Source organism: Orbaceae bacterium BiB (genome assembly GCA_036251205.1).
GTDB lineage: Bacteria > Pseudomonadota > Gammaproteobacteria > Enterobacterales > Orbaceae > Orbus > Orbus mooreae.
The window spans coordinates 2,834,634-2,852,131 of the sequence record CP133958.1 but is presented as its reverse complement, the minus strand read 5'-3'; the positions used below and the strand labels follow the sequence as shown (position 1 = coordinate 2,852,131).

Annotated in this window: 21 protein-coding genes; 6 read left to right on the top strand and 15 right to left on the bottom strand. The window is 32.9% G+C overall.

Going from position 1 to position 17,498, the window contains the following annotated elements:
- The first annotated feature begins 433 nt into the window (after nucleotides 1-433).
- The gene (gene mltF / locus RHO11_13585; GenBank protein WVD61479.1) at nucleotides 434-1,915 is read left to right on the top strand and encodes a membrane-bound lytic murein transglycosylase MltF; all 1,482 of its coding nucleotides are present in this window, start codon (nucleotides 434-436) and stop codon (nucleotides 1,913-1,915) included.
- A 28-nt stretch (nucleotides 1,916-1,943) separates the two neighbouring features.
- Here mltF and tadA read toward each other — a convergent pair whose 3' ends face one another.
- The 8 genes from tadA to RHO11_13545 all read right to left on the bottom strand — a co-directional run bounded on the left by tadA (nucleotide 1,944) and on the right by RHO11_13545 (nucleotide 6,553).
- A complete protein-coding gene (tadA, locus tag RHO11_13580) occupies nucleotides 1,944-2,459 on the bottom strand; it encodes a tRNA adenosine(34) deaminase TadA (GenBank protein WVD61478.1) in 516 nt (171 codons plus the stop codon).
- Between the two features lie 23 nt (nucleotides 2,460-2,482).
- Nucleotides 2,483-3,304 (bottom strand): 4-hydroxy-tetrahydrodipicolinate reductase, encoded by an 822-nt coding sequence (gene dapB, locus RHO11_13575; protein ID WVD61477.1) that lies wholly within the window; start codon nucleotides 3,302-3,304, stop codon nucleotides 2,483-2,485.
- A gap of 135 nt (nucleotides 3,305-3,439) precedes the next feature.
- Nucleotides 3,440-4,048: an FKBP-type peptidyl-prolyl cis-trans isomerase gene (locus tag RHO11_13570; protein WVD61476.1), complete on the bottom strand. Its 609-nt coding sequence runs from the start codon at nucleotides 4,046-4,048 to the stop codon at nucleotides 3,440-3,442.
- Between the two features lie 299 nt (nucleotides 4,049-4,347).
- Complete coding sequence (gene rplI / locus RHO11_13565; GenBank protein WVD61475.1) at nucleotides 4,348-4,800, bottom strand: 50S ribosomal protein L9; 453 nt, start codon at nucleotides 4,798-4,800, stop codon at nucleotides 4,348-4,350.
- A gap of 21 nt (nucleotides 4,801-4,821) precedes the next feature.
- Entirely contained in the window at nucleotides 4,822-5,049 is a 228-nt protein-coding gene (gene rpsR / locus RHO11_13560; protein WVD61474.1) for a 30S ribosomal protein S18, read from the bottom strand.
- Between the two features lie 17 nt (nucleotides 5,050-5,066).
- The gene (gene priB, locus RHO11_13555; protein ID WVD61473.1) at nucleotides 5,067-5,366 is read right to left on the bottom strand and encodes a primosomal replication protein N; all 300 of its coding nucleotides are present in this window, start codon (nucleotides 5,364-5,366) and stop codon (nucleotides 5,067-5,069) included.
- 3 nt (nucleotides 5,367-5,369) lie between these two features.
- Nucleotides 5,370-5,768 (bottom strand): 30S ribosomal protein S6, encoded by a 399-nt coding sequence (rpsF, locus tag RHO11_13550; GenBank protein WVD61472.1) that lies wholly within the window; start codon nucleotides 5,766-5,768, stop codon nucleotides 5,370-5,372.
- 164 nt (nucleotides 5,769-5,932) lie between these two features.
- On the bottom strand, nucleotides 5,933-6,553 hold the full coding sequence (locus RHO11_13545) for a TfoX/Sxy family DNA transformation protein (protein WVD61471.1): 621 nt from the start codon (nucleotides 6,551-6,553) through the stop codon (nucleotides 5,933-5,935).
- 341 nt (nucleotides 6,554-6,894) lie between these two features.
- Between RHO11_13545 and RHO11_13540 the strand changes: the two genes are divergently transcribed.
- Nucleotides 6,895-7,563, top strand: a complete 669-nt coding sequence (locus tag RHO11_13540) for a hypothetical protein (protein ID WVD61470.1) — start codon at nucleotides 6,895-6,897, stop codon at nucleotides 7,561-7,563.
- A gap of 3 nt (nucleotides 7,564-7,566) precedes the next feature.
- On the opposite strand, the gene glnB is transcribed toward RHO11_13540, so the two are convergent.
- Together glnB and RHO11_13530 are read right to left on the bottom strand one after the other, a co-directional pair.
- Entirely contained in the window at nucleotides 7,567-7,905 is a 339-nt protein-coding gene (gene glnB / locus RHO11_13535; protein WVD61469.1) for a nitrogen regulatory protein P-II, read from the bottom strand.
- Between the two features lie 32 nt (nucleotides 7,906-7,937).
- On the bottom strand, nucleotides 7,938-9,533 hold the full coding sequence (locus RHO11_13530; GenBank protein WVD61468.1) for an NAD+ synthase: 1,596 nt from the start codon (nucleotides 9,531-9,533) through the stop codon (nucleotides 7,938-7,940).
- A 136-nt stretch (nucleotides 9,534-9,669) separates the two neighbouring features.
- Between RHO11_13530 and aroB the strand changes: the two genes are divergently transcribed.
- The gene (gene aroB, locus RHO11_13525; GenBank protein ID WVD61467.1) at nucleotides 9,670-10,752 is read left to right on the top strand and encodes a 3-dehydroquinate synthase; all 1,083 of its coding nucleotides are present in this window, start codon (nucleotides 9,670-9,672) and stop codon (nucleotides 10,750-10,752) included.
- Nucleotides 10,753-10,880: 128 nt separating this feature from the next.
- Here the strand turns inward: aroB and RHO11_13520 are convergent, their stop codons facing one another.
- The 3 genes from RHO11_13520 to RHO11_13510 form a co-directional block, all read right to left on the bottom strand.
- Nucleotides 10,881-11,117 carry a DinI-like family protein gene (locus RHO11_13520; protein WVD61466.1) on the bottom strand — a complete coding sequence of 79 codons (237 nt, stop codon included), beginning with the start codon at nucleotides 11,115-11,117 and terminating at the stop codon, nucleotides 10,881-10,883.
- 138 nt (nucleotides 11,118-11,255) lie between these two features.
- The gene (locus RHO11_13515) at nucleotides 11,256-11,717 is read right to left on the bottom strand and encodes a GNAT family N-acetyltransferase (GenBank protein WVD61465.1); all 462 of its coding nucleotides are present in this window, start codon (nucleotides 11,715-11,717) and stop codon (nucleotides 11,256-11,258) included.
- Between the two features lie 516 nt (nucleotides 11,718-12,233).
- The gene (locus RHO11_13510; GenBank protein ID WVD61464.1) at nucleotides 12,234-13,292 is read right to left on the bottom strand and encodes a DNA cytosine methyltransferase; all 1,059 of its coding nucleotides are present in this window, start codon (nucleotides 13,290-13,292) and stop codon (nucleotides 12,234-12,236) included.
- 62 nt (nucleotides 13,293-13,354) lie between these two features.
- Here RHO11_13510 and RHO11_13505 point away from each other — a divergent pair, with 62 nt between their 5' ends.
- The 3 genes from RHO11_13505 (at nucleotide 13,355) to RHO11_13495 (ending at nucleotide 15,417) form a co-directional block, all read left to right on the top strand.
- Entirely contained in the window at nucleotides 13,355-13,612 is a 258-nt protein-coding gene (locus RHO11_13505; protein ID WVD61463.1) for a helix-turn-helix transcriptional regulator, read from the top strand.
- A 2-nt stretch (nucleotides 13,613-13,614) separates the two neighbouring features.
- Nucleotides 13,615-14,706 carry a hypothetical protein gene (locus tag RHO11_13500; protein WVD61462.1) on the top strand — a complete coding sequence of 364 codons (1,092 nt, stop codon included), beginning with the start codon at nucleotides 13,615-13,617 and terminating at the stop codon, nucleotides 14,704-14,706.
- Nucleotides 14,707-15,189: 483 nt separating this feature from the next.
- A complete protein-coding gene (locus RHO11_13495) occupies nucleotides 15,190-15,417 on the top strand; it encodes an EexN family lipoprotein (GenBank protein ID WVD61461.1) in 228 nt (75 codons plus the stop codon).
- Between the two features lie 41 nt (nucleotides 15,418-15,458).
- Here RHO11_13495 and mobP1 read toward each other — a convergent pair whose 3' ends face one another.
- Nucleotides 15,459-16,955, bottom strand: a complete 1,497-nt coding sequence (gene mobP1, locus RHO11_13490) for a MobP1 family relaxase (GenBank protein ID WVD61460.1) — start codon at nucleotides 16,953-16,955, stop codon at nucleotides 15,459-15,461.
- Nucleotides 16,931-17,464, bottom strand: a complete 534-nt coding sequence (gene mobC / locus RHO11_13485; GenBank protein ID WVD61459.1) for a plasmid mobilization relaxosome protein MobC — start codon at nucleotides 17,462-17,464, stop codon at nucleotides 16,931-16,933. The genes mobP1 and mobC overlap by 25 nt, the downstream gene beginning before the upstream one ends.
- Between the last annotated feature and the right edge of the window lie 34 nt (nucleotides 17,465-17,498).

The following is a 17,498-nucleotide window of genomic DNA, read 5'->3' as shown; positions in this document are numbered from 1 at the left end:
GAGATATGTGATAAAAATATTATCTTTCCTATTCAATACACTAGGATTTCGTTATTCCATGTGATACAAATCACAAAAATAATATTTCACCCAAAATATGATAGTAATTACATCGTTAATCAGCGAAAAATCGTTGGTATAAAGTGAATAAAAATCGACAGATCGATCAAATTACATTTTATTATAGATCTTTTCATGTTTACGATTAACTCAATTAATGGCGAAATATTACGCTTATGGGTCATATTGAATGGTTAAAATACACTAAATTTAGTGCTATTTTTTGTTTCAAAAACTAAACAAAATTAAACAATTTAATTTTAATAGTTTAATTTTAAAAACCGGATTAACACCAATTACAGAAAGGTTTTTGATGATATTCAATTGATTGATATCAGATAAATTTTTTGAAGATCAGCATATACATGGTATTATGACGCCAATTATTGTTATTTGTGGTGTTTATAGTTTGATAAAAAAAGTTGCGTTTTGGAGTGGTAGTCTCATCACTGTTCTGTTGATTATTTTGGCTATCACAAGTGCCCTTTTTTATAAGGAAAGCATTGGTGTAGTTTTTAATAAAAATCCAAATACAGTTTTAAATCAAATTACTGAACGACAAGAACTCCGTGTTGGAATGTTGCGCTCACTAACAACACTCTATGTTGACTACCGTAATCCCAATCAAGTCGGTGGCTTTGAATATACATTACTAAAAAAATTCGCTGACTCTCTTAATCTTAAGTTAAAAATAACGTTTGCAAATAACCTAACCGAATTAATTACCAAAAGCAAAGAGGGGAAAATCGATTTCATTGCTGCAGAGATAAAGGGCTATGAAGATCAACTTGACTCATTTATGCAAAGCCAGCCATTTCATTATAGTAATCAACAATTAGTTTATCGAATCGGTTCTGTAAAGCCCTATTCATTAAATGAAATTACGGGTAATTTGACTGTACCAACGAATTCATTACAGAGCTATATTTTGAAGCAGAGCCAAAATGATTACCCTGAATTAAATTGGAATGAATCAGAGAGACTAAATCAAGAAGAGCTGCTTAAAATGGTTGCTGATGAAGAGATTGATTACACCATAGCGAATAATCGCACTATTGCTATTATGCAACGCGTATACCCATCGTTAACGGTGGCTTTTGAAGTCAGTAGTAATAATCCTAAAACATGGTATTTACCAAAATCTTACGATACTTCATTGCTCAATAAAATAAATAGCTTTATTCAAAAATCACTTAATGATGGGTCGATCAAGAAATTAGAATATCACTATTTTAATTATATGAATAAATTTGATTATGTTGATACTCGTGCATTCATTCGAGCAATTGAAACCACATTGCCTAAATATCAATCCTTTTTCGAAGATAATGCTCAAATTAATGAGTTGGATTGGAAATTGATTGCCGCAATGGCATATCAAGAATCCCATTGGAATCCCAAAGCAGTATCTTCAACAGGAGTTCGTGGCATAATGATGCTTACTAAGTCTACAGCAGAGTCGTTAAACGTCATAAATCGTTTGGATGCAGAACAAAGTATCCGTGGTGGAACTCTTTATTTAAAGCAGATCATCAATCGCATGCCAAAGAGTATTCCTAAAGAAGAGAGAGTCTGGTTTGCACTGGCAGCCTATAATATGGGGATTGGTCATTTGTGGGATGCAAGAAAACTGGCTGTAACGCAAGGTAAAAATCCAGATAGTTGGCAAGATATCCGTCAAATATTACCGTTACTTAGTGAAGAAGAGTACTATGCTGACCTTAAATATGGTTTTGCAAGAGGGTATCAAGCGGTTCACTTCGTTGATAGTATTCAACAATATTATATGAGCTTAGTGGGTTACATATTAGAAAAAGAGTATCGTCAAAAATATATTGACGAAAAATCTTCATAACCAATTATTTCAATAAAATATTAGGTTATTAGGTTTTACTCTTGCTCATTTTTATCTCAGCTCTTCTGCGTTTAAAAAATTGACTGAGTAATTGCGATGCCTCATCAGCACAAATTCCCGATTGGATTAACGGTAGATGATTAATACCTGGGTAAGCAAGTATGTTAATAAAAGAACCGGCTGCTCCCGTTTTATAGTCTGTAGCACCAAATACCACCCGCTTAATACGACTATGAATAATCGCGCCAGCGCACATAGAACAAGGTTCAAGGGTAATATATAATGTGGTATTAATTAAACGATAATTATTTAATGTGCTAGCGGCTTGACGTATTGCGATCACTTCCGCATGAGCGGTAGGATCATTAAGGGTAATAGATTGATTCCACCCCTCTCCGATAATTTGATTGTCATAAACAACAATGGCACCAACGGGTATTTCACCTCTTTGTTCTGCTTTACGAGCTAACATCAATGCCTGTTGCATCCAATATTCATCGGAATATAGGGCTGCAACATCGGCTTGTTGAAAAGAATTGGTCATAAAAAATAGGTTATTATTACTAACTATAAAGCGTTCAAATCTAATACATCACGCATATCATATAATCCAACAGGCTGACTATTTAACCAGATTGCAGCGCGAACAGCACCATTAGCAAATGTCATTCGGCTTGATGCTTTATGAGTAATTTCAACACGTTCACCAATATCAGCAAAAATGGCTGTATGCTCACCAATAATATCGCCGGCACGAATTGTAGCAAAACCAATAGCACCTTTAGGTCTTTCACCAGTATGGCCTTCTCGGCAATATACAGCTTTCTGCGCAAGATCAACATTGAGCGCATCAGCAATCACTTCACCCATTGCAAGTGCAGTCCCTGATGGAGCATCGACCTTATGTCGGTGATGAGCTTCAATAATCTCAATATCGCTATAATCTCCCATCACTTTTGCTGCTTTCTCTAATAACTTAAGGACAAGATTAACCCCAACGCTAAAATTAGCTGCAAATACAACGCTGATTTTTGTTGCAGCTTGTTTAATTGCCTGCCGACCAGCATCGTCAAACCCGGTTGTACCAATAACAATACTTTTATTATTCGTGACACAAAAATCAAGATGACGTAAAGTCCCTTCAGGACGCGTAAAATCAATTAATATATCAAAATGATCTTTAGCTTGTTCAAAGTTATCCGTCACTAAAACACCAACTTGACCGATACCGGCTAATTCACCAGCATCAGAACCAAGTAACGATGAAGTAGACTGTTCAAAAGCAGCGCCAAGAGTAACTCCGTCAATTTGAGAGATAGCTTGGATAAGCTGTCTACCCATTCGCCCGCCAGCGCCAACAACCGCTATTCGAATTGAATTAGTTTGCATGATAATTCTCTTTTATCTAACAATAATAGTACTCATGATACATCATAATGATATTTTGATAAAATAAGAAAAATTACTACCTAAGCAGTAGTAATTTTAGATTTTTATTATCACTAAAAGTAACTAAATCAAAGATTAGATAATTGCCAGTAGTTCAACATCAAAAATTAAGGCACTGTAAGGTGGAATTGACGCACCTGCACCTTGAGGACCATAAGCAAGCTCGTGAGGAATATATAAACGCCATTTTGAACCAACTGGCATTAATTGTAGAGCTTCAACCCAGCCTTTAATCACGCCATTCACTGGAAACTCTGCCGGTTGACCACGCTCTTCTGAACTATCAAATACCGTACCATCAATTAAACATCCCGTATAATGTACTCTCACTCGATCATTTTCGGTTGGGATCTTTCCATCACCTTGTTTAAAAATAGAATATTGCAAACCAGATTCTGTCGATTTAACATTTTCATTACTTAAGTTCTGTTTTAAAAAGTCTTGTCCTTCACGTGCAATTTCTGCTGCAGCAAGCTCTCTTTTTTTCATCGCTTTTTCATGCACTTGACGTAATGCATCGTGTAACTCTTGTAATGGCAAAGCAGGTTGTTTATCGGTTAATACATCTTCAAGCCCTTGTTTTAAAGCAGATAGCTCTAAATCGTCAATTCCTGATTCTTTTAGCTGTTGACCAATTTGTAATCCAATTCCATAACTTGCTTTTTTTTCAATTGTATCAAACATAATCATTTTTCCTTTTTTGATTAAAAATCTCACTTTTCTGTCATGAGATGCGATTTAACAATTTATCTCTATCAAGATAACCTTTATATCACAACCAAACAATCTATTTGGCATAAAAGATAGGATCACAATGTATTTATAGAGCTAATAAATATTCCCCTGCTGATGATTAAGCTCAGGCGTTTCTATTCTTACCTACCACATTGTCCTATTAAATATATTGATAACCTTAAATTATATGGTATCAAAAAAAAACCCACTATAAAAAGTGGGTTTTTTATACAGATAACTACCTTTAATTATGCTTCAGGCACAATATCAATAATTATCTTAGCAAAAACTTCGCTATGAACTTGGAATGAAACTTCGTGTTCACCAACAGTGCGAAGAACACCGTTTGGTAGACGAACTTCACTCTTAGATACATTAACACCACGCGCTTTAACAGCGTCAGCGATATCTCGAGTACCGATAGAACCAAATAGTTTACCTTCATCACCAGCTTTTGATGCGATGGTAACTTTTACTAATGCATTAATTTGTGCAGCTTTCTCTTCTGCAGCTTTTAATACATCAACAAGTTTAGCTTCTAATTCAGCACGACGAGCTTCAAAATATTCAATATTTTTCTTAGTCGCTGGTACTGCTTTACCTTGTGGGATCAAAAAGTTACGAGCATATCCTGCTTTAACATTAACTTGATCGCCTAAGCTGCCTAAATTAGCAACTTTGTCGAGTAGAATAATTTGCATTATGTTTTCCTCTGTTGCTAATTACTGATGGTTGTCAGTATATGGTAATAAAGCTAGGTAACGAGCACGTTTAATTGCACGAGCTAGCTGACGTTGATATTTTGCACTTGTACCAGTAATACGGCTTGGTACAATTTTACCACTTTCAGTGATATAACCTTTTAATAAAGAAATATCTTTATAATCAATCTCTTTTACGCCTTCTGCTGTAAAACGGCAGAATTTGCGACGACGGAAATAACGTGCCATTTGGCTGTTCTCCTAATTTAATCTATTAATTTAATTTCGCTAGCATGTAAAACCAACTGGGTTATGTTATTGCGCTTTGTATGTGCACTAATAAAACCAACTACTGTAATTTTACTGCCCTTTTTTATACCGTGAACTAATTCATTTTGCCCTGCAACAACAACTGGCATAATACACCAAGCCTGTCGCTTAAATCTCACTTCAATCTGTTCAGAGACATGCTCTAAGTAAAACTGACAATGTGAAATTCCATTCGGACTGACTTTTCGTATGGGCGTCTTTAATATAGTACCAGACAATTCCAAACGATTAGACATCAATTAGTCTTCAGATCCTTCAACGCCTTCAGAATCATCTGCATCGATATCACTAAAATCATCTTGTGAATTTCTACGTTCATCTTTTGCTTTAAGCATAGGTGAAGTTTCTGTCACAGCATGTTTAGTACGCATAATTAAACTACGAATCACAGCATCGTTGAAACGGAAGTTATCTTCTAACTCGTCGACAGCTTCTTGAGAAGCTTCCACATTCATTAGAACATAGTGTGCTTTGTGAAGTTTTTCGATAGGGTAAGCCAATTGACGACGGCCCCAATCTTCTAAACGATGGATAGTACCACCAGCGGTAGTTAAAGAACCAGTATAACGTTCAATCATACCTGGAACTTGTTCACTTTGATCTGGGTGAACCATAAAAATAATTTCGTAATGACGCATTATCGCTCCCTACGGATTAATCAGCCTTCTGTCAGGGTCAACCGTAGCCCAATGAAAGCAAGGAACATGAATATTTATCGGTTGAAATCGACGGCGCATTATATATCAACACAAATGAAATAGCCACAAAAAAATAGCATTGTTAATATATACTGCATTACCGCTCAACGACTAGTTTGAGATATCAATTTACTACACTCTTTTTTTAATTGGCTTTTTTGTTCATCGGTTAAGGTCGCAACATGTTTACCGACTAGCGCTGAGTGCAATATGAATAAAACATTGCTCGATATGTTTTTATTAAATTGTTTTAATTTGAGATAACTTTGTAACGCTCCTTCTTGACGTAACAACGTGATATTTGTGATCCCCACTTTAAATAAAGCACGTTCAAGTGATATCGTCATATTTGGTAGATCTTTAATTCTTTCTTCTTTCAATTTATATCGCTGATTCTGGCTAGAATACTTAATAACCATTTGAATAATTTTTATTAATTTCTTTTCATCTTGCCACAAATAATCGGTAATTTGGTAATACTGTAATAATTTTATTGTAACGCCCGTATTAAACTCTAGCGGCTTCATTTGATATCGAGTAAACATTGCAATATAGTCAGCATGACCTTTTAGATACAATTGATTATCATATATCCAAGCGAACATCGTCGCATTCGAATAAACACCTACCCCACCAAAAAGAGACATAATGGTAATATTATTCATCTCATTATTTGCAAAAAAGGATAATAATCGCTCAAAAATATTTTTATCATGTTCTTTCATTATTTATTACCATAACAATGATTAAAATTGAATTAGCTAATTAACTTACTCAGCATGGATTTTCAATTTATCGTAAACTTTTTGTAAATGAAATCATTAATTAGTAGCAAAACGATCTTTTGCGATCTCTCTCCAAATAAAAGCGTTAAGACATATATTTTGTATAAAATTATAAGGTTCTTAATATAAAATAATCTTAACATTCCCATACAATAGATAATTGATGCAGGTACAACTTCTTATCAATTATGTTAAACTAGATAACCGATAATAATATTGTTATACTGCCGCAAAAATAATACAATTTTAGCTAATAATAACCATAGTTCCTCACGTAGGGTATGATGAAAAACTTTTGTTCACTTCTAATTATTTTCTGCTCGTTGATTGCTAATGCTAGCGATAAGCGGGATGATATAGATCATTTAATGGAATCATTTATCGAATGTGATTCTCGTTTTTTTTCAGAGATTGCCTTACATAAAAAGAGTCTAGAGGATTATGCGGAGGTTCAAAATATTGATCAATCACAAGCTTATATTGTTGTACCTGATCGCAATAAAACAAATGCAAATCACCATCAATTTACTACCCCCATCTACTACCTCTCACTAAAAATTACCGGCTATTATGATAGTGCATTAAAACTAGGTAAATATGGTGATTACTATTTTTGGGGATTTATAATCGATAATACCGTAGAAGAGATAAAAACGGCATTTAATACTGTAGTTTGGCGAGAAATGGAAAAAGAGCTATTGTATACTGCGAATACAAAGATTCATTACAATAATGATCCTTTAGATGTTTGGCATGATAATGCCAATATGATGATTGGTGTTAAAACATTACCAGCCAGTGGTACGGTAGAAAAATTGTTATTATTAGAAAAAAGCCCTGAAATGACATTATTAGTCTGTTCAGTCCAAGGATTTTTTCCACCTAAGCTATTGCAAACCATTCGACCAGATATTAAATTAAATAGCATCGATAGCAATAATGCTCATTAATAATTAGATTGCAGCTTCGTCCATTTCACCAGTACGAATACGGATAACTTGCTCTACATCGTAAACAAAAATCTTACCATCACCAATTTTACCGGTCTGAGCTGTTTTCATGATCGTCTCAATACACATTTCAACAATTTCATCAGAAACTACGATTTCAATTTTTACTTTAGGTAAAAAATCGACCATATACTCAGCACCACGGTACAATTCAGTATGCCCTTTTTGTCGACCAAAACCTTTTACTTCAGTGACCGTCATCCCTGTAATACCCTGATCAGCTAAGGCCTCACGTATATCATCTAATTTGAATGGTTTAACAATTGCTTCAATCTTTTTCATAATCAATTCCTGTATATTCGTTTAATTTACCGCTACCAATTTTTCATACCAAATGATGATGTAATTGGATAGCGCCGTCCTTTACCAAAATTACGAGAGGTAATTTTTGGACCGACGGCAGACTGGCGACGTTTATATTCATTAATATCAACTAATTTAATCACTCTACGAATAGTAGGTTCATCAAATCCCTGTTTTATCAGATCATTTACGGATAGGTCTTGCTCGACATAACCTTTTAAAATCGCATCTAAAATATCATAAGGTGGTAAACTATCTTCATCTTTTTGATCGGGAGCTAATTCTGCTGATGGTGGTCGGGTAATGACGCGTTCAGGGATCACATAAGATAATGTATTGCGATATTTTGATAGTGCAAACACCATTGTTTTTGGTACATCCTTAAGCACATCAAAACCACCGGCCATATCGCCATATAGCGTTGCATAACCGACTGACATTTCACTTTTATTACCCGTGGTTAATACCAGTTGTCGACGTTTATTCGATAACGCCATCAAAATAACACCACGACAACGAGCTTGTAAATTTTCTTCAGTGGTATCCCGAGTAGTATCGGTAAACATTGGCGTCAATTGAGCCATAAATGCATCAAACATCGGTTCAATAGAGACAATATTAAACTCAACTCCTAAAATTTCAGCCTCTTCTTTCGCATCAGCAATGCTAATATCTGCAGTGTAACGAAATGGCATCATTACTGCTTGTACTTTATCTTTACCTAATGCATCAACGGCAATAGCCAACGTCAATGCAGAATCAATTCCACCCGATAGCCCTAAAATGACCCCATTAAAACCATTTTTCGTCACATAATCGTGTGTAGCAAGCACCAGTGCCTGATAAACACAAGCTAACTGATCCTGATTCTCTATCTGATGAACCAATTGATAATCATTAATTACGGTAACTTCCGCTTTAAATGAACTAAGTTGCTGAGTAATTTCACCTTTATCATTGCAGATTAATGATGCACCATCAAACACTAGCTCATCTTGTCCGCCGACTTGATTAACATAAACAATCGGTAATCCAGTTCGTTTGGCATGATTTTGAACCAGTTGCTTACGATGTAACTGTTTTTCATAATCATAAGGTGAAGCATTAATAGCGATAACGAGATCAACATGACGCAGCTTAAGTTGATTAATCGGCTCATCTTGCCATAGATCTTCACAAATCACCAAACCAAGCTTTTGTCCTTTAAAATCAACAGCAACAGATTGTGTTCCCGCCGTAAAATAGCGTTTTTCGTCGAACACATCATAATTAGGTAAATATTGTTTGTGATAGAGAGCAAGTCGCTGACCTTGATAAAATAAAGAGAGTGAATTATAAATTTTACCATCCACCCAAGTTGGGTGACCAACAATGACACCACATTGTTGACTTGCTTGCTCAATCGCTACCATAGCAGACTCACAACGCTGCTGAAAATCAATACGATAAATGAGATCTTCTGGTGGATAGCCACAAACAGCGAGCTCAGAAAAAATCAATAAATCTTCTGACAAATGATCCTGAATTAATGCAAGAATTGATGCGGTGTTGCCTTCAATATCACCCACACGAAAATTTTGTTGTGCTAAAACCAGAGATAAAGACATAGAAAAACTCATTATACTGATAAAATAAGCGTTAAGTTTAAATGATTCTAAGTTGCGCTGCCAGTTTTTTATGTTTAAGATATCCAAAGTTCAACAATATCATCACTCTCCTTAATAAAGAAGGACAGCAAGTACTATGCTAAAAACGCTGACAGTTTCATTAAATGAACGTAGTTACCCAATCACTATTGGTGAAAATACATTAAATTCTTTCGAATATTTTAAATTAAAATCAGGACAACGTGTTTTAATTGCAACGAATGAAACAATTGCTCCTCTTTATTTATCTGCGCTGACAGCAATGTTGGAAAAGAATGGTATCAAAGTCGATAATGTTATTGTTCCCGATGGTGAACAATATAAGACTATGGAGACATGGAATACTATTTTATCAACCCTACTTAAAAATAATCATACCCGCAATACTGTTTTAATTGCACTTGGTGGTGGGGTTATTGGTGATGTTGCAGGCTTTGCTGCAGCATGTTATCAACGGGGAATAAAATTCATTCAGGTACCGACGACCCTTCTTTCACAAGTAGATTCATCGGTTGGCGGTAAAACAGCGATTAATCATCCTTTAGGCAAAAATATGATTGGCGCATTCTATCAACCACAATCCGTTGTTATCAATCTTAACTGCTTAAAAACATTACCACAAAGAGAACTTTCTGCTGGGCTTGCTGAAGTCATAAAATATGGCATCATTTTAGATCCTGACTTTTTTTCCTGGTTAGAAAATAATATTGACGCGTTATTAGCTTTAGAACCACAAGCAATGAGCTACTGCATTTATCACTGTTGTAAACTTAAAGCAGAGGTTGTTGCGGCTGATGAAACGGAACAAGATATGCGCGCGATTCTTAATTTAGGTCACACGTATGGTCACGCGATCGAAGCGGAACTAGGCTACGGTAATTGGTTACATGGTGAAGCGGTAGCAGTAGGAATGGTAATGGCAACTCAGGCAGCTAAATTATTAGGTCATTTTAGTAATAGCGATATTGAGCGCATTAAAAGTTTATTACTTAAAGCTAAATTACCGATTAGTAAACCGCAACAAATGACAGCTCAAGCTTATATCCCACATATGTTACGTGACAAAAAAGTACTATCTGGTAAATTACGTTTAGTCCTACCAACTAAAATTGGTCATGTCGAAGTCGTTGATAACGTTAGTCAAGATCTAGTATTAGAGTCCATTGAGCTGACACGTTAATCTCCCATTCCATCGTAATGATTGATGGTAATTTAGCGATATTGCCATCAATACTCAATTAAAATAAAAAAAGCCCCAGATAAACTGAGGCCGAAAATATTATCCAAAGTAAGGATAAAATGAACACATTATTCTGGTAACCAATCTTCTGACATAAATACGTTTTCGATAATGGCTAATACTGTCTCTTTATCTTCTTTAGTACATCCAGATACTTCTATATTTTTGCTTGAACTGACACGAACTCGAACGATTGAATCAACACGCATCGCTTGAATCTGTTTTTCTAATTCCATTTGTAAGGCATCAATAATTTTTTGGGGAACTTTATCATCTTTAGATAATAAAACATCGACTCTAAGCATATCCGACTCATAAAAAATACTGTATTAAAATACAGTATAAATTATTTATTAGATTATGCAAGAAAGTTAATATATTAATGATATATCATTAAAGTAAAATTATTATAACCAATTGAATTATTGTTTTTATTTAAAATATTAAAAATATTTTATCATTGTGTAATTTATTAACACGATTCCATTATGAATCACTTTATTTTCAGCTTCAACATGGTAGCCCTGTTTTTTAAAAAACGGTTTTGCTGTAATTGAAGCATTCGTTTTAAAACATAATACCCCCATATTGCACATCCGCTTTTCTAATTGGTTTACTAAGGCTGTCGCGATACCAATACGTAGAAAATCTTTATGGACATAAAGCCGATCTAAATACCCCGCTTTATCCATATCTGCAAAACCAACAATAAGTCCATTTGATTCTGCAATCAATGTATTATTCTGTAAAAAAGAGTTATTCCAAGCAACTAAATCAATATTTCCAGTTGCCCATTGGTCTAATTGTTGTTTGGTATAATCTTTAGCATTGACCTGATGAACCGTATCATAAAATAACTTTGCTAAAACAGGACAATCATTTGATGAGTATGGTCTAATTATCATGATTACTCCTTATTTATGTAATCTATTATTTTAGCTTATATAATCTTTTTGAGCTGGCGGGAGTTGAATTACTGCAAATAAACCATTGTCATTATTGAATTAGTTATGATTCAGAATAAGTAAATCCCTTTATTTATTCCCTTATTAATATTATATAAAAAAAGTGAGTTTTTTTGAAAAAGTAATCTTACTAATCTTAGTAAAATACTTTAAAACTGATATGGAAAAAGGAGTTAATGTTTGAATGGAGTTTTTGAGTAATCTTAGTTGGGCTTAAAAAAATAAAATAAAAAATTTATTATTACTTAAGCGCGGAGCGCAAATGAAAAATAAACACCAATGCCTATTTTTCGATTGTGTAGTAACGGTGAATTAATGTTGGAAAGTTGTTTGAGGCTAGCCATCAATAACTTTTCAACATGGTTGCGTTAGCAAAATTCACGGTTAATGCACATAAGAATATTTATCACATGTAATTATTATCTGTACTGTTTAAAAAATTTTACATCTATTCATTTATTTAACATTGTTATTTTCGGTTAAAGACAAAATACGTAACTTTACTACTTCAGCAACCACTTGAGCCAATTTGCAGGGAACAGCATTACCTATTTGGCTAAAAATTTTCGACTGTGGACCTATAAATATATAATTTTCTGGAAATGTTTGAAGTACAATTGCTTCATCGATGGTTAATCTTCTCAATTGTTTAGGTGCGTCTCCATATTTTGCTTGCCTTGAACCTTCAATCAATGACCTATGGTATGTTTCAACCCAACTTGACATATTATTATATAAATGATTTTCATCAATTATTGGTGTTCTATTTCCCCCCATACTTGCCGGTAGTGTACTTGACCAAGCATCAGGATTTAATGGTCTTCCTTGTCCATTAAATAGCATCCCAGCATAAGGGGACTTTCTCAAAACAGGTTTTTCTGCAAGAGTGATTTTTGCTTTTGTAACTCTACTATTTCTTTCACTACCTGCTGGACCTAAATGAATAATAGATTCCCGTAATGAAATTGCTTTTTCTTTTTTACATTCAAAATCTGAATATGTTATCTGTTTACTCTTGCCATATACACCTATGATAAAAACTCTCTCTCTTGATTGTGGCACACCAAAATCCTTAGCATTAAGAATTACCATTGACATGGTATATCCTTTTGATAGCATTCTTTCAAATATATTTTCTCTAATAGATTTGAATTTTTCTAGCGAACCTAGTGCTTTGACATTTTCCATAATAAAGGCTTTCGGCATTACTCTCTCTATTACATCACAAAATGAAAATACTAACTTTGAGCGCGGATCATCCGGATCCATTTTACCGGCAATTGAAAATCCTTGGCAAGGAGGTCCTCCAATTACTAGATCTATATTTTTATGAGTTCCTATTGCGTCAAAATTATTTTCAATATCTCCTTCATATAGAATCGTCTCTTTGTGATTTTCTCTATATGTCTTGCAAGCATAGGCATCCAGCTCATTAGCAGCTACAATTTTAAATCCAGCATTTTGGACACCCACATCCATACCGCCAGCACCACAAAACAGAGATACTGCTTTCATAAAACCTCTTTAAAATATGTAAATTTCGAATATTTTGTTACTTATAGCATAATTTGTCCACTATGAACATAAAAAAATCCATTCACAGCCCTATTTATAGCTCATTAATAGAACATTTGGCTGAAGAAAGAAAGCGCCTCGGACTATCTCAACTAGAAGTAGCGAATGCGCTTAACCTAACACAAGCTGATATATCAAAAATAGAACATAAAGAACGACGGTTAGACGTTTTAGAATTAAAAAAGATTTTAGAAGTTTATAGAGTATCTGAAAACAAAAAACTAAGAGAAATTATAATTGATTTTTTCCTTATGGAATAATAATGAATATAAAGACAAGAAATGAAAAAGCTAAACAATTTGTCCTAGATCAATTATCTATGGTACTTCAATTAAATGAAAATGATTTCACCGAGCTACCTAATTATGAGCAATTGAAGACGATAACGCAAGATCTTATTTATGTAAAAGCTATGGGGTTCCGTGGCGTTGTTGCGACGGCTTTAACAGGTAAATTCCTTGACAATTCTTTTGATTATTTAAATAATTTTTATGCGTGTAATCCAAGGTCTATTTTTGAAAATGGAATTTTTTATGCTTTCCAGAAAATGAAAATACCTTGCGGTAAATCAGACCCATTAAATGTGGCGAAAAATATCAATGTCTTAGATGAAAACTGGGCTAAAGGTCGAAGACCACAAAAAACAGCTATGGCGGCAGTCGGTTTATTAAGAATAATAAATAATGAAAGTGATAATGCTACACAACAAAAAATTATTAATTATTTCTTTTTCCGATTATTATCTTATTCACAAGAATGTAGCTCTATAATTATTCAACCTATTCACGATGAAACAATATCCAATCAATTAATAGCTTCAAAATTAGTAAAATTTGTACTTGGTTATCCTGAATCAGGAACCATCCCTCAGCTAGTTATTTCAAAAATATTATCATTAATTTATAAAAATTCAAATATAAGGGTTATCGGAGGAGACGAAAGTGTATTTGGAACAAATACTACATCCAAAAAACCTGCTGATTTATGGATTAATAATGATGGAGAAATCTCAAATCTATATGAAATAACAGTAAAAAAAATAGATTACAAACGCTTGGATGATAGCATTCAATCACTTGCTGATACTAATTGTTTAGATAAACCTGTAATATTTATATGCAGATTACCAGAAGATATTAATACTTTAGGGGGATATCAAGATGGTACTTTAATCTATAATAATAAATCATTTAATTTTATTGATATTTCAGAGTTTATAAGAACAGCAATCGCTTTATTATCTCCAAATACAATAAATTTACTTATTACAGATATCGAGGAATTTGTTGGTTCATATATGCGTCCTATAAAAACTAAAAATGGATGGAATGAGATTTTTTCTAATCAAGAATAGTTAATATCTTATTAAATTTGTAACAAAAACATATTTATTAAAAATAAACTAATTCAGCAGAAAGAATTAAATATATACTCTATTATTCTTTTTATATTCATAATCAAAAGTATTTTTTTATTAGGTTATCTGCCAAAATAAATTCTTTGAGTTCTTGATTGATATTTCTTAAGATAAACCAATTTCATCATTGGTCAAAAAACTGCATCCATCATATAGAGCAACCAAATTGGCTAAAAGTTCTGTCTTTTTTTATGCTAAACATAATAAGTATTGGTATAATAAATGAGTATATTAATATTACAGTAATAGCAAAATAATCTCTAAAATTAATAATCAAACTAATCAATCGTTATGCTTAATTATTTTTGATCGTCAACACCGATCAATGGACGTCAATTGATCTACATAAACAATTGGATTTAACAATTAAAAAATAAAACAATATAGTTTTAACTGATCAATATTTTCAAGAAATAAACGATGAAAAAAATATTATTTTTAATTCCATTAACTACTTTTTTATTTGCCTGTAGTGAGGATATTAAAACGGTGGAATACTGGAAACAGCATCAAGATGAACTTAAAGTATTTTTGAAAAAATGCCGTAATGGTGAAATAGATAAAAATTCACAAGCATGTGAAAATGCAAGATCTGCGGCAAATCATAATCTCAATAGTATTTTTCCTAATTACGGTGAGAAAAAATAACCAAAATTTTAAATATGTGATCTGTAAAGATCACATAATAGTTAATAGTCTCGATCCATCTTTTTATTACTTTTCTGTTTTTCATTATCTTTTTTACTTTGAATTATTCTATCTAATGCACTCCTTAGACTTGGCTGTTTTTGTTCATTAAACAATGAATCAGGCTGAACCTCTATTTGTTGTTTTGGCAATGTATTTGCTTTCTGTTGTGTTTCAATCTGTTGCCTTACTGTCTGCTTTAAATTCGGTTCTTTTGGTCTAAACTGCTCATTAATTGGCTCTATTGGATTAAATTTTTTCTGAGTTTGGTAAGTTTCAACTTGTTGCCTTATCGTTTGTTCTAATTTGGGTGCTTGTAGCTTAGATTGTTCAATAGTTGGATCTATTGGATTAAGTTTTCTCTGAGCTTCGTAAGCTTCAACTTTTTGTCTTACCGTCTGCTTTAATTTTGATTCTTGTGGTTTAGGTTGTTCATTAATTGGTTCTATTGGATTAGGTTTTTTCTGAGATTGGTAAGTTTCAACTTGTTGCCTTATCGTCAGTTTTAATTTTGATGTTTTAATTATTTTAGGCTTTGAAACTTGAGGATTGTTATTCGTCTTTTGTTGTAATCTAATTCGTTCACGCATTGTCATTGATTTATTAAAATCCTTTTCTAAATGCTTTTGAATAACGTTTATTCGCCATTGATTAATTTTTCCTGTATTGGTCTGTTTGGTTTGTTTAATTATGCTCACTCTATCACCTTTTTCAATATTATTTTTAGTAATTTCATCTTTAAGTCCTTTCCCCCAAAGAGTAACTTGATTTCCTTTTTGAGTTTCATAAGTGACAAAAAAAGACGCTTTGCCATTTGACCTATTCTGATAGGGAGCATTACCATAATCCTTAATGACAAATTGATTATAGTTATTGAGCTGTTTAATATGTTGCTTATCTTTATCTGAGTAATAGTTTGTAGACTTACTTTGATACCCCAATTTATTTAGCTCTTTAGAAAAATTATCTCGAAATTCCTGCAAGTCTTTTTTGTTAGGATTAATTCGTTTCCCTTTGGTGTTTTCTAATTTTAAAATCACATGACAATGAGGATTTTTGGTATCCTCATGTACTGCCATAGCATAGTAATTATCAGGATATTTGTTATCAATAGTATTTTTTATTGCCTCAAACAAATGCTCTCGTTTTGCTTCATGGTAAGAAAAAACAATATTCAATGTTTCTCTTTTATCACTTTCAAGAACATCAATAAACTGATTAGACAAATGTTTTCTATCAGTATTTGATTGCATTTCTAATCCATCCTTATCGATTATTTTTTCATTACCATTCCTTGATATATAATCAATATGATTTTTTATACTTTTAACGGTTTTGCCTGAACTTGTTATTTTAATCACAACTTCTTTTGATTTATCATATTTAGGCTGTGACTTTTTGGCACTAACAAATGATGATCTTAATTTTTTTGTTTTTTCATCCAAATAAATTTTTTTAGGTGTCAATTCATCTTTTATTTTTCTACTTCGTAATGCCATCGTGAACCTGCCTTAATAATAAAATCTTTATTATTTTTGTAATGTATTTTTATTAAAATATTAAGTTGAGAAACCTCAACTTTTAGTTGTTCATTCAAATTTAAAATACTCTCATTACTGTTCATCAATCTAGCAATTTGGTTTAAATTATTTCCAATTCTTATCAAAGAGTTATTGACTGTTTTTAATAGTGATATTTCTTCTTTTGTTGCATTAGGCTCTCTTGTAAAAGTACCAATTAATCTAAACAGAATTTCATCATTAATTTTGTGATTATTGGCTAACGCAAAATGATTTAATAACTCATATTCAGATATTGTTAACCTTATTCTTTTTTCAATTTTTCTTTCTCTTCCTTTAGGCAAATACTGCTTATATTTTATGTCCTCACTAAAATAGTCATCAATGATATAACGCATAAGCTGATTAATCGAAATATCATGACTTTTGGTGTAGTTTTCTAACTTATCAAAAACGTTATTATCCAATCTTAAATTTATCCGTTTCATAAAAAACCTTTAGGTGAGCATCGCAGATTTTAAA